The 22,168-nt window shown below is 63.8% G+C and carries 24 protein-coding genes, 1 tRNA gene and 1 pseudogene; 10 read left to right on the forward strand and 16 right to left on the reverse strand.

The genetic code is table 11. From position 1 onward, the window contains the following. Positions 1-359: pseudogene (locus ACFDTG_RS10575) on the forward strand (hypothetical protein); the annotation flags it as partial. A 28-nt stretch (positions 360-387) separates the two neighbouring features. Next, positions 388-624: a hypothetical protein gene (locus ACFDTG_RS10580; RefSeq protein WP_375291007.1), complete on the forward strand. Its 237-nt coding sequence runs from the start codon at positions 388-390 to the stop codon at positions 622-624. A 173-nt stretch (positions 625-797) separates the two neighbouring features. Here the strand turns inward: ACFDTG_RS10580 and ACFDTG_RS10585 are convergent, their stop codons facing one another. From ACFDTG_RS10585 to ACFDTG_RS10595, 3 genes are all read right to left on the reverse strand, one after another. Next, entirely contained in the window at positions 798-1,400 is a 603-nt protein-coding gene (locus tag ACFDTG_RS10585) for a DVUA0089 family protein (protein ID WP_375291008.1), read from the reverse strand. 179 nt (positions 1,401-1,579) lie between these two features. Next, positions 1,580-1,882 (reverse strand): HigA family addiction module antitoxin, encoded by a 303-nt coding sequence (locus tag ACFDTG_RS10590; RefSeq protein WP_375291009.1) that lies wholly within the window; start codon positions 1,880-1,882, stop codon positions 1,580-1,582. Then, positions 1,872-2,153 (reverse strand): type II toxin-antitoxin system RelE/ParE family toxin, encoded by a 282-nt coding sequence (locus ACFDTG_RS10595; RefSeq protein ID WP_375291010.1) that lies wholly within the window; start codon positions 2,151-2,153, stop codon positions 1,872-1,874. The genes ACFDTG_RS10590 and ACFDTG_RS10595 overlap by 11 nt, the downstream gene beginning before the upstream one ends. 202 nt (positions 2,154-2,355) lie before the next feature. On the opposite strand from ACFDTG_RS10595, the gene ACFDTG_RS10600 reads away from it, so the two are divergent. Then, the gene (locus ACFDTG_RS10600; RefSeq protein ID WP_375291011.1) at positions 2,356-3,273 is read left to right on the forward strand and encodes a PDZ domain-containing protein; all 918 of its coding nucleotides are present in this window, start codon (positions 2,356-2,358) and stop codon (positions 3,271-3,273) included. Here ACFDTG_RS10600 and ACFDTG_RS10605 read toward each other — a convergent pair. The 9 genes from ACFDTG_RS10605 to pepN all read right to left on the reverse strand — a co-directional run bounded on the left by ACFDTG_RS10605 (position 3,259) and on the right by pepN (position 13,399). Next, positions 3,259-3,687: a thermonuclease family protein gene (locus ACFDTG_RS10605; RefSeq protein WP_375291012.1), complete on the reverse strand. Its 429-nt coding sequence runs from the start codon at positions 3,685-3,687 to the stop codon at positions 3,259-3,261. The two genes, ACFDTG_RS10600 and ACFDTG_RS10605, sit on opposite strands and share 15 nt — an antisense overlap. 233 nt (positions 3,688-3,920) lie before the next feature. Beyond that, entirely contained in the window at positions 3,921-4,568 is a 648-nt protein-coding gene (locus ACFDTG_RS10610) for an OmpA family protein (RefSeq protein ID WP_375291013.1), read from the reverse strand. Beyond that, positions 4,565-6,415: a cation:proton antiporter gene (locus ACFDTG_RS10615; RefSeq protein WP_375291014.1), complete on the reverse strand. Its 1,851-nt coding sequence runs from the start codon at positions 6,413-6,415 to the stop codon at positions 4,565-4,567. Before ACFDTG_RS10615 ends, ACFDTG_RS10610 begins: the two co-directional genes overlap by 4 nt. Positions 6,416-6,500: 85 nt before the next feature. Continuing rightward, entirely contained in the window at positions 6,501-7,037 is a 537-nt protein-coding gene (locus tag ACFDTG_RS10620; protein WP_375291034.1) for an adenine phosphoribosyltransferase, read from the reverse strand. A gap of 19 nt (positions 7,038-7,056) precedes the next feature. Continuing rightward, positions 7,057-7,926 carry a cytochrome c1 gene (locus ACFDTG_RS10625; protein ID WP_375291015.1) on the reverse strand — a complete coding sequence of 290 codons (870 nt, stop codon included), beginning with the start codon at positions 7,924-7,926 and terminating at the stop codon, positions 7,057-7,059. A gap of 33 nt (positions 7,927-7,959) precedes the next feature. Beyond that, positions 7,960-9,258, reverse strand: a complete 1,299-nt coding sequence (locus ACFDTG_RS10630; RefSeq protein WP_375291016.1) for a cytochrome bc complex cytochrome b subunit — start codon at positions 9,256-9,258, stop codon at positions 7,960-7,962. A 20-nt stretch (positions 9,259-9,278) separates the two neighbouring features. Next, the gene (gene petA, locus ACFDTG_RS10635) at positions 9,279-9,872 is read right to left on the reverse strand and encodes a ubiquinol-cytochrome c reductase iron-sulfur subunit (RefSeq protein ID WP_375291017.1); all 594 of its coding nucleotides are present in this window, start codon (positions 9,870-9,872) and stop codon (positions 9,279-9,281) included. 211 nt (positions 9,873-10,083) lie between these two features. Then, positions 10,084-10,755 carry a peptidoglycan editing factor PgeF gene (gene pgeF, locus ACFDTG_RS10640; RefSeq protein ID WP_375291018.1) on the reverse strand — a complete coding sequence of 224 codons (672 nt, stop codon included), beginning with the start codon at positions 10,753-10,755 and terminating at the stop codon, positions 10,084-10,086. Further along, on the reverse strand, positions 10,748-13,399 hold the full coding sequence (pepN, locus tag ACFDTG_RS10645) for an aminopeptidase N (protein WP_375291019.1): 2,652 nt from the start codon (positions 13,397-13,399) through the stop codon (positions 10,748-10,750). The genes pgeF and pepN overlap by 8 nt, the downstream gene beginning before the upstream one ends. Before the next feature lie 346 nt (positions 13,400-13,745). On the opposite strand from pepN, the gene ACFDTG_RS10650 reads away from it, so the two are divergent. Both ACFDTG_RS10650 and ACFDTG_RS10655 read left to right on the forward strand, forming a co-directional pair. After that, positions 13,746-15,011, forward strand: a complete 1,266-nt coding sequence (locus tag ACFDTG_RS10650; protein ID WP_375291020.1) for a M48 family metallopeptidase — start codon at positions 13,746-13,748, stop codon at positions 15,009-15,011. After that, positions 15,008-15,799 (forward strand): SDR family NAD(P)-dependent oxidoreductase, encoded by a 792-nt coding sequence (locus ACFDTG_RS10655; RefSeq protein ID WP_375291021.1) that lies wholly within the window; start codon positions 15,008-15,010, stop codon positions 15,797-15,799. The genes ACFDTG_RS10650 and ACFDTG_RS10655 overlap by 4 nt, the downstream gene beginning before the upstream one ends. Here ACFDTG_RS10655 and ACFDTG_RS10660 read toward each other — a convergent pair whose 3' ends face one another. Next, positions 15,800-16,744, reverse strand: a complete 945-nt coding sequence (locus ACFDTG_RS10660; protein WP_375291022.1) for a DMT family transporter — start codon at positions 16,742-16,744, stop codon at positions 15,800-15,802. It abuts the gene before it with no gap. A 25-nt stretch (positions 16,745-16,769) separates the two neighbouring features. Next, positions 16,770-17,804, reverse strand: coding sequence for a threonine aldolase family protein (locus ACFDTG_RS10665; RefSeq protein WP_375291023.1), 1,035 nt, complete (start codon positions 17,802-17,804; stop codon positions 16,770-16,772). Positions 17,805-17,872: 68 nt separating this feature from the next. Between ACFDTG_RS10665 and ACFDTG_RS10670 the strand changes: the two genes are divergently transcribed. Then, positions 17,873-18,166: a GNAT family N-acetyltransferase gene (locus tag ACFDTG_RS10670; RefSeq protein ID WP_375291024.1), complete on the forward strand. Its 294-nt coding sequence runs from the start codon at positions 17,873-17,875 to the stop codon at positions 18,164-18,166. Positions 18,167-18,193: 27 nt separating this feature from the next. On the opposite strand, the gene ACFDTG_RS10675 is transcribed toward ACFDTG_RS10670, so the two are convergent. Together ACFDTG_RS10675 and ACFDTG_RS10680 are read right to left on the reverse strand one after the other, a co-directional pair. Next, complete coding sequence (locus tag ACFDTG_RS10675) at positions 18,194-19,363, reverse strand: acyl-CoA dehydrogenase family protein (protein ID WP_375291025.1); 1,170 nt, start codon at positions 19,361-19,363, stop codon at positions 18,194-18,196. A gap of 161 nt (positions 19,364-19,524) precedes the next feature. After that, positions 19,525-19,599 (reverse strand) — tRNA-Thr (locus tag ACFDTG_RS10680). Between the two features lie 112 nt (positions 19,600-19,711). Between ACFDTG_RS10680 and ACFDTG_RS10685 the strand changes: the two genes are divergently transcribed. Genes ACFDTG_RS10685 through ACFDTG_RS10700 form a run of 4 tightly spaced genes read left to right on the forward strand, consistent with a single transcriptional unit; the run spans position 19,712 to position 22,165 of the window. Then, the gene (locus ACFDTG_RS10685) at positions 19,712-19,894 is read left to right on the forward strand and encodes a hypothetical protein (RefSeq protein ID WP_375291026.1); all 183 of its coding nucleotides are present in this window, start codon (positions 19,712-19,714) and stop codon (positions 19,892-19,894) included. A gap of 33 nt (positions 19,895-19,927) precedes the next feature. Then, a complete protein-coding gene (gpmA, locus tag ACFDTG_RS10690) occupies positions 19,928-20,617 on the forward strand; it encodes a 2,3-diphosphoglycerate-dependent phosphoglycerate mutase (RefSeq protein ID WP_375291027.1) in 690 nt (229 codons plus the stop codon). A 1-nt stretch (position 20,618) separates the two neighbouring features. Next, a complete protein-coding gene (gene purE, locus ACFDTG_RS10695; protein ID WP_375291035.1) occupies positions 20,619-21,110 on the forward strand; it encodes a 5-(carboxyamino)imidazole ribonucleotide mutase in 492 nt (163 codons plus the stop codon). Beyond that, positions 21,110-22,165: a 5-(carboxyamino)imidazole ribonucleotide synthase gene (locus ACFDTG_RS10700; RefSeq protein ID WP_375291028.1), complete on the forward strand. Its 1,056-nt coding sequence runs from the start codon at positions 21,110-21,112 to the stop codon at positions 22,163-22,165. The genes purE and ACFDTG_RS10700 overlap by 1 nt, the downstream gene beginning before the upstream one ends. Positions 22,166-22,168: the final 3 nt, after the last annotated feature.

The following is a 22,168-nucleotide window of genomic DNA, read 5'->3' on the forward strand; positions in this document are numbered from 1 at the left end:
AGGACGGCACGCACCCCGACTGCATCCAGATCTGGAGCGAGGCGGGCAAGCCGCCCACCAGCGACATCGCGATCATCGGCAATCGCATCGGCGGCGGGATGCAGGGCATCACCAATTTCGGTGCGCTGCCGCCCAAGCGGGTGCGGGTGTGGAACAACGAAATCGCGATGTCCGGCTTCTGGTGGGCCATCGCCATGAACGGCGTGAAGGGCGCGGACGTGCGCCATAACGAGGTCCGGACGCTGCCGGGATCGCGAGCGCTGGGACAGCCAGATTTGAAGACGACCGCGATCGTGCAGGGAGATTTGGCGACACGCTGCGGGAACACAGTGGATCGGATCAGCGACGAGGCTTGCTAGGCGTTCCTGTTCCGTTCCATCTGGGGCCATGGCTCGTCATCGCCTCGATTCGATACACGACTTTACCCGGCGCGCGCAAAATGCGCGCATCACCTGCGACAATCCGGCCTGTGGTCATGTCACCGACGCCAGCGCGGTCCTGATGATGGGTGATCTAGGTCCCACCAGGGCGAGGTGGCCGATCGAGCGGCTCGAGGAAAAGATGCGCTGCAGCCGGTGCGGCCATTTGGGGGCAGCGATCGTGCCATGTGAGATCAAGTTCTAGGGCAAAATCCGCCCGCAATTTGGGGGTATCGGTGGGGGTATCGTTGACCTCCATGTCAACAAATCCGCCGTTTCGCGTCTGACGGTATGGCCGCCGCGATAATGGGTAATCACATTCTAGGCGTCGAAACGCCGCCCCCAGTGCGGGAGCGGCGCCTCGAGCAATCGCCCGTGTCAGGCGAAGTGAACGACCTGCTGACGGCGTGAGCGCAAGCTTGCGCCGACTACGCCGAAACCAAGAATGAACAGCGCCCACGTGGTAGGCTCGGGCACGCCGCCCGGGCCAATCGCGGTGTCGACGTTCAAAACGTCGAAGGCGAAGTTGGTGCCTCGACCGTTGAAACTGCCGGTATTGCGAAATTCACCGGAAAGCGTCTCGGGGCCGAAATTCGAAAAAGCCGTTACAGCAACACGATACGAACCGGCGCCAAGCTCGGTTTGTAAGAATGTGTCAAAGCAGGCTCCGGTCGTCGGATCTGGATCGACCAAAGAGCAGCCACCATCGTCGTTTTGACCGACGCGCAGCCCAGTCGAGAGGTTATACAACGACAGGATAGGGTCGAAATTGCCCCCGGCGATGAAGGTGCCAGCGGCGTTGGTTCCGCCAGCGTAGGAAAAGGTGCGAAGGGTGACGCTGGATAGCGACCCGACGTCGAAATCGAAAAACAGTACATCGTTCGGATCGGACAATGAACCGACGAACGAGAAATCGGCGGCGGTCGCTGGTGCGCTGGATATAGCGAGAGCACCGGCTGCCAAAAGCAACTTAGTCTTCATGGGAAACCCCAACCTTCGACCGAGGACCATTCCTCGAGTCGTGGGCGGTAATTACTTCCCGTTGCGAAACCGCAATAGTAGCCCTGCGACAAACTGATACGAAAGACCGTCCAACGTCATGGGCGTCCCGAAGTGGGACAAATCAGCAGGTGGAATGGCCATCTTGCGACGGGAGCGGGTCATGCGGGCTCGGGAAGCCGCGCGATATCGAACGCCTGCGCCTTTTCCTCCGCCAGCGCCAGATCGTAGGCCGATTGCATGCGAAGCATGGTCGCGGCGGAAATGCCGAATGCCTTTTCAAAGCGCACCGCCATTTCCGGCGACAGCGAAGCCTTCCCATTGAGCAGATTGTTGAGCGGCGGACGCGACACGCCGAGGTGGTTTGCGGTTGCAGTCACGCTCATCCTATAAGGATCGAGCACGTTGCGCCGCAGCCAGGGGCCGGGGTGAACGTGGATAGAGCGATGAAGCTTAATCGCCATGGTAGTCCTCCAAATCCAAGTCGAAAACGATATCGTTCGAGACGGAGAAAGTGAGCCGCCAGTTCTTCGTGACCGTCATGGCGACGGTGCCCTTGCGGTCGCCCTTCAGGGCGTGAAAGCCGAAGTTCGGCGGGGTTTGCAGGTCTTCGATTGTGTCGGCTGCGGCGATGAAAGCCAGCATGTCGGTGAGCCGTTGCGCTTCCATCACGCGGGTATCGCCCTTGGTAGCCAAGCGCTTGAGACCTTTGTGGCGGATGCTTTCGATTTCCATGAAAGTGTAATGCCATGCGTTACAACGGAACGCAAGGGAAATGTTAGGTGTAGCATTACATTTTTTGCGTCAGGACCTCCGCTCCATCGATTACGCGGGGACCGATCCATGGCCATGGCCTGCACGAGACGAAATAGTTTACGCACTTGACGGAATTCGCAATTCGATCCGATAGAAGCCCCTCCAATCACGGGGGGTTAAATTGAAAAGATTGATCATTGCCGCGGCGCTTGCCAGCGCCGTTCCGGCCTCGCCTGCCTTCGCGGATGTTCCCTATGCGGTCACCCCGTCAGGTAGAACCGAAGCTATCTTCGACATGGGGGTGACGGACGCTTCCGACAGGATCGCCAACGGCTGCGCCGATATGGGGTGGACCCTCATCAATTCCACTTCGACGATGGTTCAATGCGAAGCGAAGCTATCCACGATGCAGGGCCTTCTTTCGGCTCTCCTGATCGGCAATCAGTATTCCACTCCGCCCAAGAATTACATCCGTTTCAATATCGCTGGGCTCAACGGTTCAAGCCGCGTGCAGGCCACCGGTTGGATCGAAACGCAAATGGCATTCGGCCAGACCAGAACCGAAGAAATGGACGGTGCGCATTACCATAACAATGTGATGGAACTGTTTTCCGCGTTGGGCGGCCGCTTTCCCGGGGGCACCACCTTCCCCAACCACGCTTATCTCGGCGCCTCGTTCCAAGAGACGAACGGCAACGGACTCATCGTAACCGAAGTCGAACCGCAATCGCCGGCAGGACTCGGTGGCATCGTCGCCGGCGATAGGATCGTCCGGATTTCGAAAGAGAAGATAAAGACTTCCGCCAATCTGCTCGATGGCCTGCGTAAAGCGGTCAAGAACCCGTCCTATGACGTCGAGATCATGCGAGGCGACAGCAAGCAGACGATGACGCTGGCACGTGATTATCGCATGGTGGTTGTGGAGCCGGACCCCTCCACCTTGCCGCAACTGGCGGTCGAAGAGCCGATGCCCACGCAACAGGTTCTTCCCCTTTCAGCCGCCGACGAATTGGCTAAATTCGCAAAGCTCAGGGATGACGGCATCATCAGCGAAAGCGAGTTCGAAACACAAAAGGTGCGCCTCTTAACCGGGGGGTGATCCCTCTCCGGTGATTTCCGGACACGTTTTGGCGATGACTTTGCCATCATCCCAACGCCGGACGTAAACGGCATTGCCGGTTTGGATCTGAAGGCACGATAGATTGACTTCACCGGCATAGACCGACCCTAGCGTGCGGCCATAGCGGTCGCGTCCCATGCGGATGATCCGTATCGGACCCGATTGCATGGCCGCGCGCAGGCTGTCCGTAGCAGCGACGGGATCGCCAGGGGCGCACCGTCTGCCGGCGCGGCAATGGCCCGGCAGTTCGGGAGCGTCGATCGCAAGCAAGCGCACCCGCTCATCGCCGCAGCGAACAGTATCGCCATCGGTAACCGTACAGGCGGCGGGAATGGGGACGGGCTCAGCGATCGGTGAACACGAGGCGCAAAGCATAGCGAGAAAGACGGACATACCGCGGCTCCATGGCCGCCTCTGACCGGGGATGAAAAAAGAACCCGGACCGTTCCGGATCATTTTACATCCTTCGCGCAAGTGATTGAAAACAAAGAGCAGGATTTTAAGGCGTTTTACCGCAAAAGCCCAGCATTCGCGCCATTCTGGCCAGCTTGGAAGGCTGGAGCTTTACCACTAAGCTATACCCGCTCGCTCGACGCGCCGCAGATGCCATCGAATAGCTTGCCGCGTCAATTGCCTTCTGTTGGTCCCGGCGTTGGGCTGGCCCTTCTCGACCCCGAAAATTCGCTGGTGCGCTCGACGATTTCCTCGGCAAGTGTGGGCTTTCGGGCTTCGCCGGTCGGTTCGATGCGGACGGGAACGTGAATTTCGACGCGCCGGTTGGCGGCCCGGCCAGCTTCGTCGGGCGTTCCATCGGGAAGCGCATTGGGCTTCGCGGGGTTCTGCTCGCCAAAAGATACCAGGCTTATGCGTTCGGGATCGATGCCTTTGTCGACCAGCCAGTCACGCACCGCCTCCCCTCTTTCGCGGGACGCGCGCAGATTGGCGCTGTCGGTACCAGCCGAATCCGAGTGCGCGGCGAGTTCGATGGGACCGCCCTCGCCCACCTGCACGCTATCGACCAGCCGGGCGAGTTTTGCCTCGCCCTCCGCCGAAAGTTCGGCGCCGCCCTCAGGAAAACCGATCACGATGTCGAGCGGTTCGATCGGGGCCGGGGCTTCCGTTGGGACCGCCATATCGCTGCGCATGATCGATGCCTGAGGGGGCTCTTGCGTGTTGGGCGTGGGCTCCGGGCTGGGCTCGGCCTCCGCCCCCTCGTTCGAATTATTGCAGGCTGCAAGGGCAAGAAGCATGGAAGGTATAATGGCGTTCCTCATGCGGTCTGAGCCTTTCCCGCTCGCTTCGCGGCGCGATGCTGGCTCTTCTCCTCCGCGCTGGCGCGCTGGGGGGGCGAAAAGCTGACCACGGTATCCCCGGGCGAGGGGGTTGGTGTCGCGAGATGGGTGAAAAATCGCATCCTTCCATCCTTCTTGAGTAGCAGGAGCATGTTGGCCGAGGAGGGCAGCGTATCCTTCGCGTCTTCGAACTTGAAGTTCTCGGACAGCTTGGTGCGGCGGAAAACCCAGCCCTCGCGGAGGCGTTCTGCAACCTCCTCGACGCCGAAACCGCTTTCGAACAAGGCGCGGCCGCGCAGGGAATCGGGCAAGGCGTTGTGATCGTCCTCGTCGCCCGGCTCGCCGAGCTGATAGACGCTATCCCGGCCGATCTCGTAAGCAAATTCGTTGCAGACCAGGGTATTGTAGGCTTCGTTCTCCGTCGCGGCGACCAGCGCCTGATACGGGGACAGATCCAGATTGTGCTCGGTCGCCTCGTTCAGGATTTCCCCGTGATAATGGGGCAATCCCTTGCGCCTTGCCGCGGCGAGGCGCTGCCAGCTCGAATCGACGACCATGATCGGTATCTTGAGATCGTGCATCAGCTCGGCGAGCGCCACGGCCCAGGGCGTGCTTCCCACGATGATGAGACCAGGGCGGGTCTCTCCCTTCACGCGAAACAGCTTTGCCGCGAGGTCGACTGTGAAGCCATGCGCCAAGACGGTGGTGACGACGACCGCGAAGCCAAGTCCGATAAGCACATTACCGTCGGCATAGCCCAGCTCGGACAAACGAAACGCGAATAGGCCGCTGATCGCCACCAGAACGATGCCGCGCGGTGCGATCCACGCCACGAAAAAGCGCTCGTTCCACGGTATGGAGCTGCCCAACAGGCTGATCAGGACTGTCAGCGGACGGACCAGGAAGAGCAAGGCGAGCAGAAACGCCCCGAAGCGCCAGTTGAGATAGGCAAGGTCGTCCCAGGTCAGCGAAGCCGACAGCAACACGAAAATGCCCGAGACCATGAGCACCGCGATCGTTTCCTTGAAAGGGTGGATGGAGCGCATGGATTGCACGTTCATGTTGGCGAGGGCGACGCCCATTACGGTCACGCCGACCAGACCGGCCTCGTGCTCGATGGTGTTCGACAGGACGAACACCGCGATCACGGTCACGAAGAGAACCGGCACCTTCAGATATTCCGGGACCATACCGCGGGGGAACAGCCACGCTATCGCCCTTGCGGCGCCATATCCCATGAGGGCCGATAGCGCGGCGGCGAAAAGCAGGGGCGGGACCACTTCGAAAAGCGTGGCGCCATCGACGGACAGGCGAAAATATTCGTAGGCGATCACTGCGCACAGAGCGCCGGTTGGATCGTTGACGATGGCTTCCCACTTCAGGAGAGAAGCCGGTCGCTGCTGGATCGTGGCCTGCCTTAGCAGCGGCATGACTACCGTGGGTCCCGTTACGACGAGGATGCCTCCGAACAGGATCGCGACCGGCCATACCAGGCCGGCAATTTCATGCGCCGCGACAGCGCCGAGGAACCAGCCGACCGCCACGCCGATGGTGGCCATGCGCCACACTCCGCCGCCGGTGATGCGCAGTTCGCGAAAATCGAGGCTCAGCCCGCCCTCGAACAGAACCAGCGCCACACCGATGGCGACCATAGGCTCGAGCAGATCGCCGAAAGCGTGTTCCGGATCGAAAATGCCCAGAATGGGACCGGCCAGAAAGCCCGCGGCGAGCATCAGGACGATGGCCGGGCGGTTGGTGCGCCATGCGAGCCACTGGGCGCCGATGCCCAGTATACCCACCATCGCGATAACGATCGCTTGTTCCTGCATCTGCTAGATTATCGCTCCCTTACCGTCCGCCTGGCTGGCACGGCAGTCCGGGCAACAACGCACGGATTGCCAGATATTTCCGGCGTCAATGGCCCGCAAAAGCCATGAGTGCGTGGGTTTCTATCCCGCATGTGTTCAGCGATGCCGCACCGCCAAGGTCGGGCAGGTCTATCACGAATATGGCGCTATCGACTACCGCGCCGGCTTTCCTGATCAATTCGGCTGCTGCACGCGCGGTGCCGCCCGTGGCGATGAGATCATCTACAAGGACCACGCGCTGTCCCTTCTCGACCGATTTGGGATCCATCTCGAGACGATCCACACCGTATTCGAGATGATATTCGACGCTTATCGTCTCGACGGGGAGCTTGCCCGGTTTGCGAATTGGCACGAAGCCGATCCCCAACTGCACCGCCACCGCAGCCCCGAAAATGAATCCGCGCGCCTCCATCCCGGCGACAGCCTGCGCTCCGGCTTCGCGAGCCGCTCGCGCGAGCCATTCGACTGTCGCGCTCAAACCGGCGGGATCGCCTATCAGGGTCGTGATGTCGCGGAACTGTATTCCGGGCGCCGGAAAGTCCGGCACCGTTCTTACAAGGGCTTTGAGCGCGTCGGGGGTCAGGATCGCGCTCCCGACAAGATCAAACCTTCTTCTTCGGCTTCGCAGCCGCCCAGACCGTCTGCTTGGAGAGATAGGCAAGCACCGTCGCGAACAGGAGGAAAACCATCACTGCCCACCCGGTCTGACGACGCTTCACCAGCTGCGGTTCTGCCGTCCAGGTCAGGAAAGCCGCTACGTCCTGGGCCATTTGCGGAATGGTCGACTTGGTCCCGTCATCGAAAGTGACCTGGCCTTCCGTCGTGAGTGGCGGAGCCATCGCGAGATTGAGATTGGCGAAATACGGATTGTAGTGAAGACCGGGAGGGGTCTTCGCGCCCGGGAATTCCTCGACCAGCTTCGCGGGCTGCGCCTGGTAACCAGTGAGCAGCGACGCAACGTAGTTCGTTCCGTCGTGACGCGCCTTGGTGATCAGCGAAAGATCGGGCGGGATCGCATTGTTGTTGGCTGCCGCTGCCGCCACCGCATTGGGATAGGGCGAGGGGAAGTAATCGGTCGGTGTGCCGGGCCGCGTCGTCGGCTCGCCCGTGACCGGGTCGATACCGGGGACAACCTTCTTGGCGGAATACGCCTTGATCTGCCCCTCGGTCAGACCGAGCGCTGCGAGATCGCGGAAAGCGACGAATTTCAGGCTGTGGCAAGCCGAGCAGACCTCGTCATAAACCTTGAGACCGCGCTGCAGCTGCTTCTGGTCCCACTTGCCGAACGGGCCATTGAAGCTGAAGTCGTAATCGTTGGGGTGCTCGTGAAACTCGTGCTCGGCGGTGGGTTCCTTCAGGAAGCCCTGGCCGATGACGGCTCCGACCCCACTTACGAAACCCCACAACGCGGCGAGAGCGAAGAACAGCCCGACAAGGAGGGCGATGACGCGGGGCGTGATCAACTGACGCATGGTACTGGTCTATTCCGTTCCTGTATCTTCGCTTCAGACGCCTACCGGCTCGGCGGCCTCGCCCTTCACCATTTCTTTGTCCGAACCAAGGACTGCTGCCGTGATCGAGGTCGGCAGGGGCTTGGGCTTCTCGACCGAGCTCACGATCGGAAGGATGACGAGGAAGTGAAGGAAATAATATGCTGTCGCGACCTGGCTCAACATCACGTACGGCTCTTCCGCCGGTGCGCCACCGCAGTAGAACAGCACGGCCATCGCCGGGATCAGGCCGAACCAGAAGAACTTGCGGAACAGTGGGCGATAGTGGCCACTGCGCACCGGGCTGCGGTCAAGCCAGGGCAGGAAGAACCACAGCAGGATCGCGCTGAACATCGCGAGCACGCCCATCAGCTTGGCAGGCATGAAGAAAAAGTCCGCGGTGAAGGCGCGCAGGATCGCGTAGAACGGCCAGAAATACCATTCAGGGACGATGTGCGCAGGCGTCGAAAGCGGGTTCGCCTCGATGTAGTTGTCCGGGTGCCCGAGATAGTTGGGCAGGAAGAAAAGCAGCAGACAATAGAGGATCAGCGCGACGCCCAGTCCGAAACCATCCTTGGCCGTGTAATACGGATGGAACGGCACGGTATCGCTCTCGTCCTTCACCTCGACGCCGGTCGGGTTGGATGAGCCGGGGATGTGCAGCGCCCAGATGTGCAGGATGACCACGCCCGCAATCACGAAGGGCAGCAGGAAGTGCAGGCTGAAGAAGCGGTTGAGCGCGGCATTGTCGGGCGCGTAGCCGCCGAGCAGCCAGATCTGGATGGGCTCGCCCACCAGAGGGATCGCGCCGAACAGGCCGGTAATCACCTTGGCGCCCCAGAAGCTCATCTGACCCCAGGGCAGCACATAACCCATGAAGGCCGTCGCCATCATCAGCAGGAAGATGACCACGCCCAGCAGCCAGATCATCTCGCGCGGAGCCTTGTAGCTGGAATAGAAAAGGCCGCGGAAAATGTGGATGTAGACCACGATGAAGAAGAAGCTGGCACCGTTGGCGTGCGCATAGCGCAGCATCCAGCCCCAGTTCACGTCCCGCATGATGTGTTCGGTCGTGGCGAAGGCGACCTGCGCATTGGCGGCGTAGTGCATCGCGAGGATGACGCCGGTCACGATTTGCAGCATCAGGAAGAACCCGGCCAGAACGCCGAAATTCCAGAAGTAGCTGAGATTACGCGGCACCGGATAGCCGGCACCGACCGCATTGTAGACGAGGCGCGGAAGCGGCAGCTTCTCGTCGAGGAACTGCGTGAAGCCGTTTGCCGGCTTGTACTCTCTGGCCCAGGGGAAACTCATCGCGTGCCTATCCTGTATGCTCAGCCGACCAAGATCGTGGTGTCGGAGGTAAATTCGTAATCGGGAACCTCGAGGTTCGTGGGCGCGGGGCCTTTGCGGATGCGCGCCGCTGTATCGTATGCCGAGCCGTGGCAGGGGCAGAAGTAGCCGCCGTACTCGCCGCGGTTCTCACCCTCGCCCGCTCCCAGTGGAACGCAGCCCAGATGGGTGCACACGCCCATGGTCACGAGCATGTCCTTGTGACCTTCCTTGGTGCGTTCTTCCAAGGTCTGCGGATCGCGCAGGCTGGACAGCGGGACCGCATCGGCCGCCGCAATCTCCTGCGGCGTCAGACGACGTACGAACAGCGGCTGCTTGCGAAAGACGGCCTTGATCGCCTGCCCGGCCTCGATCGCGGAAACGTCGACCTCGGTCGAGCTTTCGGCGAGCACGTCCTTGGAAGGCGCCATCTGGCTGATCAGCGGAACGAGGACCGCAACACCGCCCACCCCGGCCGCGGCGACCGCGGCGGTGTTTGCGGGAATGCCCAGAACGTCGCGGCGGCGATAGCCTTCTGCAGTCGTGGTGCTCGTTTCGGTTACCGAAGTGTCAGCGGTTGCAGCCGTATCTGCCATCAGCCCTTTGCCTTGCCTGGCTTCCACCGGCGACGAATAGAGTGCCGGGGATGCGAATTCCCTGTGTTTTGCAAACCGGCCCTAGAGCCGGCGCGTACGCAACCGCCAGCGCCCATGAGGGCGGGAAGTGCGATTGGGAGCGGCCTCTAGCGGCTCGCCAGCCTGTTGCCAACCGCGATTTTGGCACGCCCTCCCGCACCGGGCACATAGCTTATGGCAAACCGATGACACTCGTCTGGCGTCCGCCGGTCGCTCGGCCCTGATGCGTAGCAAGACGATAGGAATAGAACCGGGCCGTCTCGGCGTAGGTGTCGCGGGCAAGGTCATGAACTTCGCCCACACCGGCCGCGCTGAGCCGGTGGGCCGCGAAGGCGGGGAGGTCGAACTGAAAATGGCCGGGCCGGCCGGGGGTGAACCAGCGGCTATTGGCGGGGTTGTCGTTGAGGAATCGATCGCGGAACCCCTCGTCCACCTCGTAGCTGGGGGCAGCGATAGTTGGGCCGATGACCGCCGTCGTGCGCTCCGGCCGGGCGCCGAGATCGGTCATGGCGGCAAAGGTGTTTTCAAGCACGCCGGCGAAGGCGCCGCGCCAGCCGGCATGGGCCGCGCCCACTACGCCCGCCTCGCGGTCCGCGAAGAGAACCGGGGCGCAATCGGCGGTGACGATGCCGATGAGCAGGCCGGGCCGGTCCGTTACCAGCGCATCCGCCTCGGGTACGGGGCCGTCGAAGGGTGCGGTGGCGTGAACGACCCGCGCGCCGTGGACCTGCTTGACGAGTACCTGAGGGGCGCCGGGGAGGATGTATTCGAGCGGAAGGCGCGCGCGGGTGGAGAAGGCATGGGGCACCCCCTCCAGCGCGTCGGCGGTCAAAAAGTCAGCCAAGTGACCGGCTTACCTGCTCGTAGGTGTCGCGGCTCAGCCTCGGGGAGGCGGCGATCCGTTCGAGTTCCGCCCGCATCAGGGCGGCACGGACCGGCTCGATCCGGCGCCAGCGGCCCAGCGACGGGATGAAGCGCGCCGCGGTCTGCGGATTGATCGTATCTAGCTCCAGGACGAGGTCCGCGATCAGTCGATAGCCTTCGCCGCTGGCGGCATGAAACCCCTGGGGCGTGCCGGTGAAGGCCATGTAGAGCGAGCGCACCCGATTGGGATTCTTGAGGGTGAAATCAGGATGTTGCGCCAGCGCCTTGACGTGCTCGACCACCTCGGGATGAAGCGAGCTCGCCTGCAGCGCGAACCATTTATCGATCACCAGAGCATTGCCGCGATAGCGGTTGTAGAAATCCAGCAGCTTGTCCGTGCGCGCCGCCCCCGGCAGGCCCGTCAGCACCATCAACGCGCCTTGGCGGTCGGTCATGTTGTCGGCGCTATCGTATTGTTGCGCCGCGCGTTTTTCGGTCGCGACCGGATCGGCTGCGGCCAGCAGAGAGAGCGCCAGCGTCTTCACCTTGCGCGCGCCCTTGGCGGCCGCGCCCATCGAGAACGGCACCGCGCTCGCCCGGTCGTGCAGATCGCGCAGCTCCTGGCCCAGGGCATTGCCGATCACCCGCTTGATCGCCTCGCGCTCGGTGCCGATCAGTGACGGGTCGGCGGAGGGAATCGACTCCATCAGATATGTGATTCCCGGCAACAGCATGAGTTCGCCGCGCATCTGATCGTCCAGGGCATCGTCGGTAAGGATGCCGCCCATGGCCGCAGCAATGGCGCGCTCGCCCTCCTCGCGCTCGGCATCCGAAAGATCGCCGCCCGCCGCCCGCACCAGATGGCCGACGACGAGATCCTGCATCGCCTCGTAGCGCGCGAAGGGATCGTCGTCGTGCCGCGCAAGGAAAGCTAACTCCTCGCGGTCCACTGGCCTTTCGATGGAAACGGGCGCGGAAAAGCCGCGATTGATGGACAGCGCCGGGCTTTGCGCCGCCTCGCCCAGATCGAAGCTGACGCGCGCTTCGTCGAGCACGATCAGACGCTCTTCGCCCAGCGCGTTGCGGTCGCGGTCGTGCAGGGCGACACGCAGGGGGATGGGCATGGGCTGTTTAGCGGGCTGCCCCGGCGTCGGCGGCACGGTTTGCTCCAGATCGAGCACCGTGCGTCCGCCCTCCTCGCGCAGAACGGCCGAAACCCTGGGTGTGCCGGCCTGTTCGTACCAGCGGCGGAACTGCTTGAGGTCGAGCCCCGCCCCGTCCTCGATCGAGCGGACGAAATCCTCGCAGGTCGCCGCCTCGCCATCGTGGCGGTCGAAATAGAGATCGGTCCCGGCCCGGAAGCGCTCCGGCCCCGCCATCGTGCGCATCATGCGGATGACCTCGGCGCCCTTGTTGTAGACGGTCGAGGTGTAGAAATTGCTGATCTCGCGATAGCTGTCCGGGCGAATCGGATGCGCCAGCGGCCCCGAATCCTCGGGAAACTGCACGCTGCGCAGCACGCGCACATCCTCGATCCGCTTGACCGGGGCGCTGTTCATATCCTGGCTGAACAGCTGGTCGCGCAGCACGGTGAAGCCTTCCTTCAGGCTCAACTGAAACCAGTCGCGACAGGTGATTCGGTTGCCCGACCAGTTGTGGAAATATTCGTGCCCGATCACCCCCTCGATCCCGTCGTAATCGCCATCGGTGGCGGTTTCCGGATCGGCGAGGACGTATTTGGTGTTGAAGACGTTGAGGCCCTTGTTCTCCATCGCCCCCATGTTGAAATCGCCCACGGCCACGATGTTGAAGACATCCAGATCATATTCGCGGCCAAAGGTTTCCTCGTCCCACTTCATGGATTTCTTGAGCGATTCCATCGCATGTTCGGTGCGCGGCAGGTCCTCCTCGCGCACCCAGACGGCCAGATCGACCTCGCGCCCGGCCATGGTGGTGAAGCTGTCCTTGCGCGCCACCAGATCGCCCGCGACCAGCGCGAAGAGATAGCTCGGCTTGGGCCAGGGATCGTGCCATTCGGCCCAGTGCGTGCCGCCTTCGCCCTCACCGCCATCGGTATGGTTGCCATTGGACAGGAGGACGGGAAAATCCGCCTTGGGTCCGCTCATGCGGACGGTATAGGTGCTGAGCACATCGGGCCGGTCGGGGAAGAAGGTGATGCGGCGGAAACCCTCCGCCTCGCACTGGGTGCACAGCATCCCGTTGGAGGCATAGAGCCCCATCAACTGGCTGTTTTGATCCGGCTTCAGCCGGGTGACGATGGTCAGCGTGTGCCTGTCGCCCTCCAGCGTGACGAGCAGATCCTGCCCCTCCATCACATGGCTTGCGCACGGGCCATCGTCGCAATGCAGTTCGACGAGCTCCAACCCGTCGCCGTTGAGCCTGATCGTGGGCGAGCCGTTGCCGGCCGGATTGCGCTCCACGTCGATCTTCGCGGTGACCAGCGTTTCCTCGATCCCGAGCTCGAATTCCAGCCGGATGCTCGGCACCAGCCAGGGGCAGGGCTGGTAATCCTCGCGCCTGATCTCGGGCGGCGGTGCGTGGACCGGGGCATCGGCCATTTCGGGGTTGCCGTCGGGGGTGGCGGGGGTGCGTGCGATATCCATGGGTCGGGTTCTCTAGGCAAAAAGCGGGTCCTGTCCACCAACGCCGATCGAGCGCACAGGTTCATTCGTCGCCCGATCGACAGGCCGCTGCCCCTCTGCGAAGTCGCCGAGTGGTCGGAGGGTCGAAGGTGTAGCGAGCTAGTCGACCGGTTTCGGTGCGCGGAGGGTGACCTGGAGTGCTGGCCGTGGAAAGTCGATTGACCCTGAAGCTTTCGAATATTGGATGGCTAGCGTCAGACGGGGCGCATCGAATATCGTCCCGGATTCCGCGAAGGCCCGCCAACACGCTTGACCCGGAGCGCGACGCGGGGCAGCCCGGTTCGCATGTGATCTGGGGGAGGCGCGAGTGCTGAATCTATTGGCGGCAGCGAATGCCGGCTTCGACGTCGAAGCCGCCACACGGGCCTATCTGGACACCTTGCAGGGGCCAGCGCGGGCGAATTCCGATGCCTATTTCGAGGGCAGCTACTGGCTGATCCTGTGGGGCACGGCGGTGGGCATTCTGGTCGACTGGCTGCTTCTGCGCTTCGGGCTGATGAAGGCGTTTCGCAATCTGGGCGAACGAATCAGCAGGCGCCGCTGGATCGTGACCGGCGTCACCGCCTTCTTCTACACCCTCGTCGGAGGGTTGCTGACGCTGCCCTGGACGATCTACACCGGCTTTTTCCGAGAGAAACAATACGATCTGCTGAGCCAGGGTTTCGGCGGGTGGTTCGGCGAAACGCTGATCGGGTTCGCCATATCGCTGGTGGTCACGCCGCTGGTGCTGATCGCGATCTACGCGCTGATCCGCAGGGCGCCCGGGACATGGTGGCTGTGGGCGACGGGTGTCACCGGAATGTTCCTGCTGATCGGGGTTGTGCTGGGGCCGGTCTTCATCGCGCCGCTGTTCAACGACTACACCGAAATGGAAGCGGGTCCTCTGCGCACCAGGATCGAGGCGGTGGCGGCGAAGGAAGGCATTCCCGCCGATCACATCTACGTGTTCGACCAATCCAAACAGCACAAGCGGATTTCGGCCAATGTCTCCGGACTTGGCCCCACCATCCGCATCTCGCTCAACGACAATCTGCTCGAGCGGACCAGCGAGCCCGAGATCCTGGCGGTGATGGGCCATGAGATGGGTCACTACAAGCTCGGCCACGTCTGGCTGCTGGTCGGCGGCTTTCTGTGTCTGGCCGCCATCGGATTCTTTGCCACCAGCCGGATCGCGCCCTGGTTGATCCGCCGGTATGGCGCGCGCTGGGGCGTGCGCGACATTGCCGACCCGGCATCCCTGCCGGTGCTGGCGATCTGCCTTGCGGTGTTCTTCTTCCTCGCCACCCCGCTGACCAACAGCCTGGTCCGTTACAACGAAAGTGCGGCCGATGCCTTTGGTCTGGACGCGGCGCGCGAACCCGATGGCTTCGCCAAGGTCGCCATGCGGCTGTCCGAATACCGCAAGATAGAACCCGGCGCGGTGGAAGAAGCGGTGTTCTTCGATCATCCGAGCGGGCGCACCCGTGTCGAGATGGCGATGCAGTGGAAGAAGGATCATGTTCCGGATGCGACCATCGTCAGGCCCGAGCCCGGCTATCTCGACGATCCGATGAAGGACGCCGCCCCGCAATGAGCCGCATGCTGATCTTCGGCCTGGGCTATAGCGCCCGCCGCATCGTCACCGTGCTGGAGCCGCGCGGCTGGGTCTGCCGGGCAACGGGCAGCGACGGCGATCTCGATTTCGCGGACGAGGCCGCTGTGCGCGATGCGCTCGCGTGGGCGGACCACGTCCTGTCCTCGGTACCGCCGCAGGACGACAGCGACCCGGTGCTGGACCGTTATGGCGATGCCCTGGCCGGCAAATGGCTCGGCTATCTCTCCTCCACCGGCGTCTATGGCGATGCGGGCGGGGCGTGGGTGGACGAGGCATCGCCCACCGGCGAGGGACGGCGACAGGCACGCGCCGAGGCGGATACCCGCTGGCTCTCGCTGGGCGCGCGGGTCTTCCGCCTGCCCGGCATCTATGGCCCGGGGCGCTCCCCGCTCGACCGGGTGCGCGAGGGCAAGGCGCACAGGATCGATCTGCCGGATCAGGTATTCAGCCGCGTGCATGTGGACGATATCGCCGGCGGCGTTGCTGCGGCGCTGGAGGCGGATGCGCCACCGGGCGCCTACAATCTGGGTGACGATCTGCCCGCCAGCCAGAACGCCGTGATCGAGGAAGCCTGCCGCCTGCTGGGCGTGGCAGTGCCACCGCTGCAATCGCTCGACGAGGCCGGGCTCAGCCCGATGGCGCGCGGCTTCTACGCCGAAAACCGCCGGGTCGCGAACGGCAGGCTGAAGCGCCTGGCGCGCTGGCAGCCGAGCTACCCCAGCTATCGCGAAGGGCTGCGCGCGATCCTGTCCGCCGAGCTGGGCTAGCTATTCGCCGACCGGGGCGGGCACGGTCTTTACCGGGGCAACTTGCCGCGCCCTGAGCGCCACTACCAGCCCCATCATCGCCAGCGCCGCGCCGCCGATCGCGAGCGGGGTCCAGCGATAGCCCTCAAGCACGGTGGATATCACCATGGCGATCACCACCACCAGCACCCCGTTGTAGGCCGCGCGGCCCGCGCCCAGCTTGCGCACCAGCCCGTAATAGATCGGGAAGGTAGTGACCGACCCGGCCAGCGCGAGCCAGGTTGTGCCCATCCAGTACGCGGCGTCGGGCGGGATGACCGGCGGCCCCGCCAGTGCCAGCGCCAGAACCACGTCGATTACCGTGCCATACAGCATCGCCCAGCCGAGCAGCGTCACCAAGGGCACGTCCTTCCCGGCAGGCCCTGCCTGGATGACATTGGCGACCGAGGCTGACAGCATCGCCACCAGCGCCAGTGTCGCGCCCAGCGCCACGCTGCCTTCCAGCGGCGCCACGCGCGCCTCGTTCACCAGAAGCAGCGCTAGGCCGGCGAGCGCGATGGCGCTGCCGCCGATGAACCGGCGCGTCACTGGCTGATCGAGCCAGATCTTCCCGAGGATGGCATTGGGCACCATCATCATGCCGATCATCAGCGCCACGATCCCCGACGTAAGATGCAGCTCCGACATATAGACGAAGGTGAAATTGCCGCAGAACTGGAACAGGCCCATCGTCAGCGCCAGCCGGTGCGCGCGGCCCGGCATGGCCAGTTTCCGGCGCATAACCAGCGCGAGCAGGAACATCGCCGGCGTCGCGAGCGCGAAGCGATAGGCGATCGACCAGTGCGCCGGCACCCCGGCGATCTGCCCGGTGATGACATACCAGGTCGACCCCCAGATCAGCGCCACCAGCACGAAGGGCAGCGCGATCCCCGGGCGCATCAGCGCATGCGGCGGCGACTCGCTCACGGAAAAACGCTCACATTGTAACCCCTCACAGGCCGGCGATCGCCGTGGCGAGCGCGCGGGCATCGTCTTCGCGCGTATTCCAGGCGGTGACGAATCGCGCGGCATCCGCGCCCCAGTCGTAGAAGGCAAAGCCCTGGTCGCGCAGCACCTCACGCTCTTGCGGGGAAAGGCGCACGAACACCTCGTTCGCCTCGACCGGCTGCATCAGCCGGTCCGCGCAGGCCCGCGCGACCTCCCCGGCCGCGGCATTGGCGGCGCGCCCGTTGGCGAGCCAGAGATCCCCCTCCACCATGGCTAGCAATTGCGCGGCGAGGAAGCGGCCCTTGGATTGCAGATGCCCTGCCCGCTTGCGGCGATAACGGGCGACGTCCGCCAGGGTCGGATCAAAGAACACGATCGCCTCTGCGCTCATCCCGCCGTTCTTCACGCAGCCGAAGCTGAGCGCATCGACATCGCCCGCCGCCGCCTGCGCCGCCGTACTTGCCCCGGCCCCCAGGTCGCTCAGGAACGCGGCAGCATTGGCGAAGCGGGCACCGTCCATGTGCAGTCCCAGCCCCTTTTCACGGGCCAGCGCGGAAATGGCCGCCAGTTCGTCCGCGCGATAGCAGCAGCCGTATTCGCTCGCCTGCGTGATGGAGATCGCATGCGGCTGCACCTGGTGCACGTCGTCGCGGATCGGATCGACCACCGCGCGGATGGCATCGGGCGTCAGCTTGGCACTGTCACCCCTCGCCAGCAGCAGCTTGGCACCGTGGAGGAAGAACCCGGGCGCGCCCCCTTCGTCCATCTCGATATGCGCTTCCTCGTGGCAGACCACGGCGCCGTGCGGCGGCACCATGGCAGCGAGCGCGAGGCAATTGGCCGCCGTGCCCGTGGCCACCCACAGAACCGCAACCTCGCGCCCGAAAAGAGCCCCGAAGGCCTCGTCCAGACGCTGCGATATCGCATCGCCGTCATAGGGCGAATCGCTGGCGTCGGCTGCGCGCATCGCCTCCCACACCTCGGGATGGACCGGGGCGGCATTGTCGGAAAGGAAAGCTCTGGCGGTATCTGTGGTCATGGGAACGCCTCTAAGCGTCAACCCGTTCGGTGCAAGGACCCGTTGGGTGTTTGGACAAGGAGACTACGATGACCGGCATGACGATCACGCACCAGGACCAGGGCGACCATGGCCGCTACGTGGCCGAACTCGAAGGCGAACAGGCCACCGGCCACCTCGATTGGGAGCGCAGGGGCGAAGACGTGCGGGTCGCGACCCACACCATCGTACCGTCCGAAATCGGCGGCCAGGGCGTGGCGGCGCGGCTGGTCGATGCCCTTGTGGCCGATGCGCGCGAAGATGGTTTCAAGGTCGATCCGCGCTGTTCCTACGTCGCGAAAAAGTTTGACGAGCACCCCGACTGGTCGGACCTGCGCGCCTGACGCCGGGCTGATCTTTCCTTATCCTGCCTAACTCCGCTGGTCGAACCGCCTGCCGATCAGCGCGGCGGCGATGTTGATGCGCTGCACATCGGTGGTGCCGCCCGCGATGCCCCAGGCGAAGCCGTCGCGCACGCGCTGTTCCATCCCGTAATCCTTGTGATAGCCGTATCCGCCCATCACCTGCAGCCCGTTGGCGGTGACCGATCGCACGATCTCGTTGGCGAAGCATTTGGCCACGCTGCTTTCGTAAACGCTGGGCAGGCCGCCGTCCTGATGGGCCGCATTGGCGGCGGCGCGATAGATCAGCAGCCGCGCGGCCTCCACCTGCATGGCCATCTCCGCCAGCCGTAGCTGCACGGCCTGGAAATCGACGATGGGCTTGCCGAAGGCCTTGCGCTCCTGAACATAGGCCTTTGCCTGCTCCAGCGCTCCGGCGGCAAGCCCCAGGCTCTGCGTCGCATTGCCGCAGCGCTCCAGCCCGAAGGCGCTCATCAATTTGCCGAAGCCGCCCGCGCCCACGACCAGATTGTCCTTCGGCACGCGCACATCCTCGAAGGTGATGTCCCGCGTGGCGATGCCGCGAAATCCCATCAGTTCCTCGCGCTTGCCGAAGCTCACGCCTTCCCATTCCCTGTCCACCAGCAGCGCGCCGATCCCCTTGGCGCCGGGCGCGTCCGACAGGCGGGTATAGACCACGTAATAGCGCGCGTGCCCCGCCCCCGATGTCCAGCGCTTTGAACCGTTGAGGACGAAATGGTCGCCGTCCAGGGCAGCGTGGGTGGTGAGATCGGTGAGCGCGGTTCCGGCTTCCGGTTCGGACATGGAGACGGCCACCGTCGCCTCGCCCGCCGTAACCTGCGGAATGATTGCCGCCTTGAGCGCATCGGAGCCGAAGCGTTCGACAGTGCGGACCGGCCCGACCAGCGCCTCGAACACCGGGAATGCGACCGCGTTCGAAACGATCGCGAACTGTTCGAGCACCAGCAGCGCCTCAAGATGGCCAAGCCCCAGCCCGCCATAGCGTTCGGGCAGGTTCACCCCCAGAAAGCCGAGCTCTCCATAGCGCCGCATCATCTCGGCGGGGACCTGGATGTCCTTTTCCTCCATTTCGCGCGCCAGATCCACCAGTTCGCCCTGAGCGAACCTGCGCGCCGCCTCCTGCAGCTCGCGCTGATCCTCGCTAAGCCGGAAATCCATGAGCCACTCCCGTTATCATTTCTGATAGGCTGGTGGCGTGTTTTTGACGCTGCCTCAAGTCTGCGCATCGGCTTGGCAGATGGCTTCCTCACGCAAGGACACGGCTCGCACATTCGCCGAGACGCGTCCGCACCGGCGAGTTAGCGGAAATGTAGAGAAAATGGTGCTGCTGGGGAGGATTGAACTCCCGGCCTCACCCTTACCAAGGGTGCGCTCTACCACTGAGCTACAGCAGCACGGGAAGCCCGCGAAATGTGCGGGCATCGACGGGCGGGCGCTATTGTCGTGCATGGCGTGAAAGTCAAGCGCCGCTTGCCTGATGGCGTCGATAGCGGCAGGATATTGCAGATGAGTGAAGACCAGCCCCCCAAACCTGTGCGGCAAGCAGCACCGCAGCCCAGCCGCGAGGATCGGCTGGCCGCGAAGCTGCGCGAGAATCTGCGCCGCCGCAAGTTGCAGGCGCGCGAATTGGCCGGTGCGGGAAGCGATGGCAACGAAGCGGCCCTTCCCAAGGGCGAACCGGGCCGCTAACGGCAAGCGCTCCCAGCGTCAGACGGAGCCGCCATGCCAAACCTGATCCTCGTCCGCCACGGCCAGTCCGAATGGAACCTTGCCAATCGTTTCACCGGCTGGTGGGATGTCGATTTGACCGACAAGGGCGTGGCCGAGGCAGAAGCGGCGGGCAAACTGCTGAAGGACAAGGGCCTGCTGCCCACCATCGCCTTCACCTCGCTGCAGAGCCGCGCGATCAAGACGCTGCACATCGCTCTGGAAGCGGCGGGGCGGTTGTGGATACCCGAAACCAAGGACTGGCGCCTCAACGAGCGGCACTATGGCGGGCTGACCGGCCTCAACAAGGACGAAATGCGCGAAAAGCATGGCGAGGAGCAGGTGCATATCTGGCGCCGCAGTTTCGACACGCCGCCCCCTGCCATCGAGGAAGGCAGCGCTTTCGATCTGGCCAAGGACCCGCGCTATGCCGGCATTCCCGTGCCCAGCAGCGAGAGCCTGAAGCTCACAATCGAGCGGGTCCTGCCTTATTGGGAGGAAGCGATCCTTCCGCATCTCTCGGCGGGCGAGACGGTGATCATCTCCGCCCACGGCAATTCGCTGCGTGCGCTGGTGAAGCACCTTTCCGGAATTTCCGATGACGAGATCACGGGCCTCGAAATCCCGACCGGGCAGCCGATCGTCTATGAATTCGGAGACAATCTGCGGCCCGCGCGCGAACGCTATTACCTGAAGGATGCCTGACATGGGTGCGGGGGCGGCGAAGGTCGCGATCGTCATGGGAAGCCAGTCCGACTGGCCGACGATGAAACACGCGGCCGAAAAGCTCGACAGCCTCGATGTCGCCTATGATGCGCGAATCGTTTCCGCGCACCGCACGCCCGATCGCATGGCTGCCTTCGCCAAGGGCGCGGCAGACGAGGGGTTCCACGTGATCATCGCGGGCGCAGGCGGGGCGGCGCATCTGCCCGGCATGATCGCTGCCATGACCCATCTGCCCGTGCTGGGCGTCCCGGTGCAGTCGCGCGCGCTTTCGGGCCAGGACAGCCTGCTTTCCATCGTTCAGATGCCCGCGGGCATCCCTGTCGGTACGCTCGCGATCGGGGAAGCGGGGGCGAGCAATGCCGGATTGCTGGCTGCCGGCATACTGGCGCTCAACGACGCGGCGCTGGCAGACCGGCTGAAGACATGGCGCGCCAACCAGACCGATGCCGTGGCGGAACGGCCGGTCGACTGATGCTGAAGCCCGGCAGCACCATCGGCATCCTCGGGGGCGGCCAGTTGGGCCGGATGATGGCGATGTGCGCCGCCAGCCTGGGCTATCGCTGCATCGGCTTCGCGCCCGAGGGCGACAATGTCGCCGAGCCGCTGTGCGATGATTTCTTCACCAACAGATGGAGCGACACGACGGCGCTGGCCGCCTTCGCGGCGAAATGCGACGTGGTGACGTGGGAGTTCGAGAACGTCCCGCCGACCGCTCTCGAACCCATTGCGAAGACGCGCCTGTTTCCGCCGCGCATCGCGCTGGAAGTGGCGCAGGACCGGCTCACCGAAAAACGCTTTGTGGAGGATCTGGGCGGCCGCCCCGCCCCTTTCCATGCAATCGATTCTCAGGCCGATCTGGAGGATGCGGCGCAACGCATCGGCACGCCCGGCATCATCAAGACCCGCCGCAACGGCTATGACGGCAAGGGCCAATGGCGCATCGGATCACAGCACGACATAGCGGCGCTGCCCCCGATTTCGGCGCCCTGCGTTTACGAAGGCTTCGTGGATTTCGCCGCCGAGTTCTCCGTCATCCTGGTGAGGGCGCGCGATGGCGAGGTCCGGTTCTGGGATTCGCCGCGCAACGAGCACGAGGACGGCATCCTCGCCCGATCCCTGCTTCCCGCGGGCGATGCGATCACACCGCAGATCGACGATGCGCGGGATCTGGCGCGCAAGATCGCTGACAAGCTGGGCTATGTCGGCGTGCTGGCTTGCGAATTTTTCGCCACAGCCGATGGCCCGATCTTCAACGAGATGGCGCCGCGCGTACACAATTCCGGCCACTGGACCATCGAGGGCGCGGCCACCAGCCAGTTCGAAAACCACGTCCGCGCCGTCGCCGGGCTGCCGCTGGGCGACACGGGGACCGTGGCGCGCGAAGTCGAGATGCGCAATCTGATCGGCAAGGAAGCCAAGGGCGCGCAAGGCGAACTGGCGGGCTCCGACGTGCATCTGCACCTTTATGGCAAGCGGCAGGCGCGCGAGGGGCGAAAGATGGGCCATGTAACCCGGCTGGTGCGCTGAGCG

Origin of the sequence: Qipengyuania sp. (genome assembly GCF_042095715.1) — a bacterium.
Taxonomy (GTDB): Bacteria; Pseudomonadota; Alphaproteobacteria; order Sphingomonadales; family Sphingomonadaceae; genus Qipengyuania.

Excerpts from the sequence above, each read along its gene's own strand:
- ACFDTG_RS10615 (WP_375291014.1), bottom strand. The coding sequence starts at position 6,415 with ATGCAGGAACAAGCGATCGTTATCGCGATGGTGGGTATACTGGGCATC.
- ACFDTG_RS10670 (WP_375291024.1), top strand. The coding sequence starts at position 17,873 with ATGACCGGCATGACGATCACGCACCAGGACCAGGGCGACCATGGCCGC.
- purE (WP_375291035.1), top strand. The coding sequence starts at position 20,619 with ATGGGTGCGGGGGCGGCGAAGGTCGCGATCGTCATGGGAAGCCAGTCC.
- pepN (WP_375291019.1), bottom strand. The coding sequence starts at position 13,399 with ATGGATATCGCACGCACCCCCGCCACCCCCGACGGCAACCCCGAAATG.
- ACFDTG_RS10655 (WP_375291021.1), top strand. The coding sequence starts at position 15,008 with ATGAGCCGCATGCTGATCTTCGGCCTGGGCTATAGCGCCCGCCGCATC.
- ACFDTG_RS10665 (WP_375291023.1), bottom strand. The coding sequence starts at position 17,804 with ATGACCACAGATACCGCCAGAGCTTTCCTTTCCGACAATGCCGCCCCG.
- ACFDTG_RS10610 (WP_375291013.1), bottom strand. The coding sequence starts at position 4,568 with ATGAGGAACGCCATTATACCTTCCATGCTTCTTGCCCTTGCAGCCTGC.
- ACFDTG_RS10700 (WP_375291028.1), top strand. The coding sequence starts at position 21,110 with ATGCTGAAGCCCGGCAGCACCATCGGCATCCTCGGGGGCGGCCAGTTG.
- petA (WP_375291017.1), bottom strand. The coding sequence starts at position 9,872 with ATGGCAGATACGGCTGCAACCGCTGACACTTCGGTAACCGAAACGAGC.
- ACFDTG_RS10580 (WP_375291007.1), top strand. The coding sequence starts at position 388 with ATGGCTCGTCATCGCCTCGATTCGATACACGACTTTACCCGGCGCGCG.
- ACFDTG_RS10630 (WP_375291016.1), bottom strand. The coding sequence starts at position 9,258 with ATGAGTTTCCCCTGGGCCAGAGAGTACAAGCCGGCAAACGGCTTCACG.
- ACFDTG_RS10675 (WP_375291025.1), bottom strand. The coding sequence starts at position 19,363 with ATGGATTTCCGGCTTAGCGAGGATCAGCGCGAGCTGCAGGAGGCGGCG.
- ACFDTG_RS10625 (WP_375291015.1), bottom strand. The coding sequence starts at position 7,926 with ATGCGTCAGTTGATCACGCCCCGCGTCATCGCCCTCCTTGTCGGGCTG.
- ACFDTG_RS10595 (WP_375291010.1), bottom strand. The coding sequence starts at position 2,153 with ATGGAAATCGAAAGCATCCGCCACAAAGGTCTCAAGCGCTTGGCTACC.
- ACFDTG_RS10585 (WP_375291008.1), bottom strand. The coding sequence starts at position 1,400 with ATGAAGACTAAGTTGCTTTTGGCAGCCGGTGCTCTCGCTATATCCAGC.
- gpmA (WP_375291027.1), top strand. The coding sequence starts at position 19,928 with ATGCCAAACCTGATCCTCGTCCGCCACGGCCAGTCCGAATGGAACCTT.
- ACFDTG_RS10605 (WP_375291012.1), bottom strand. The coding sequence starts at position 3,687 with ATGTCCGTCTTTCTCGCTATGCTTTGCGCCTCGTGTTCACCGATCGCT.
- ACFDTG_RS10685 (WP_375291026.1), top strand. The coding sequence starts at position 19,712 with ATGAGTGAAGACCAGCCCCCCAAACCTGTGCGGCAAGCAGCACCGCAG.
- ACFDTG_RS10590 (WP_375291009.1), bottom strand. The coding sequence starts at position 1,882 with ATGGCGATTAAGCTTCATCGCTCTATCCACGTTCACCCCGGCCCCTGG.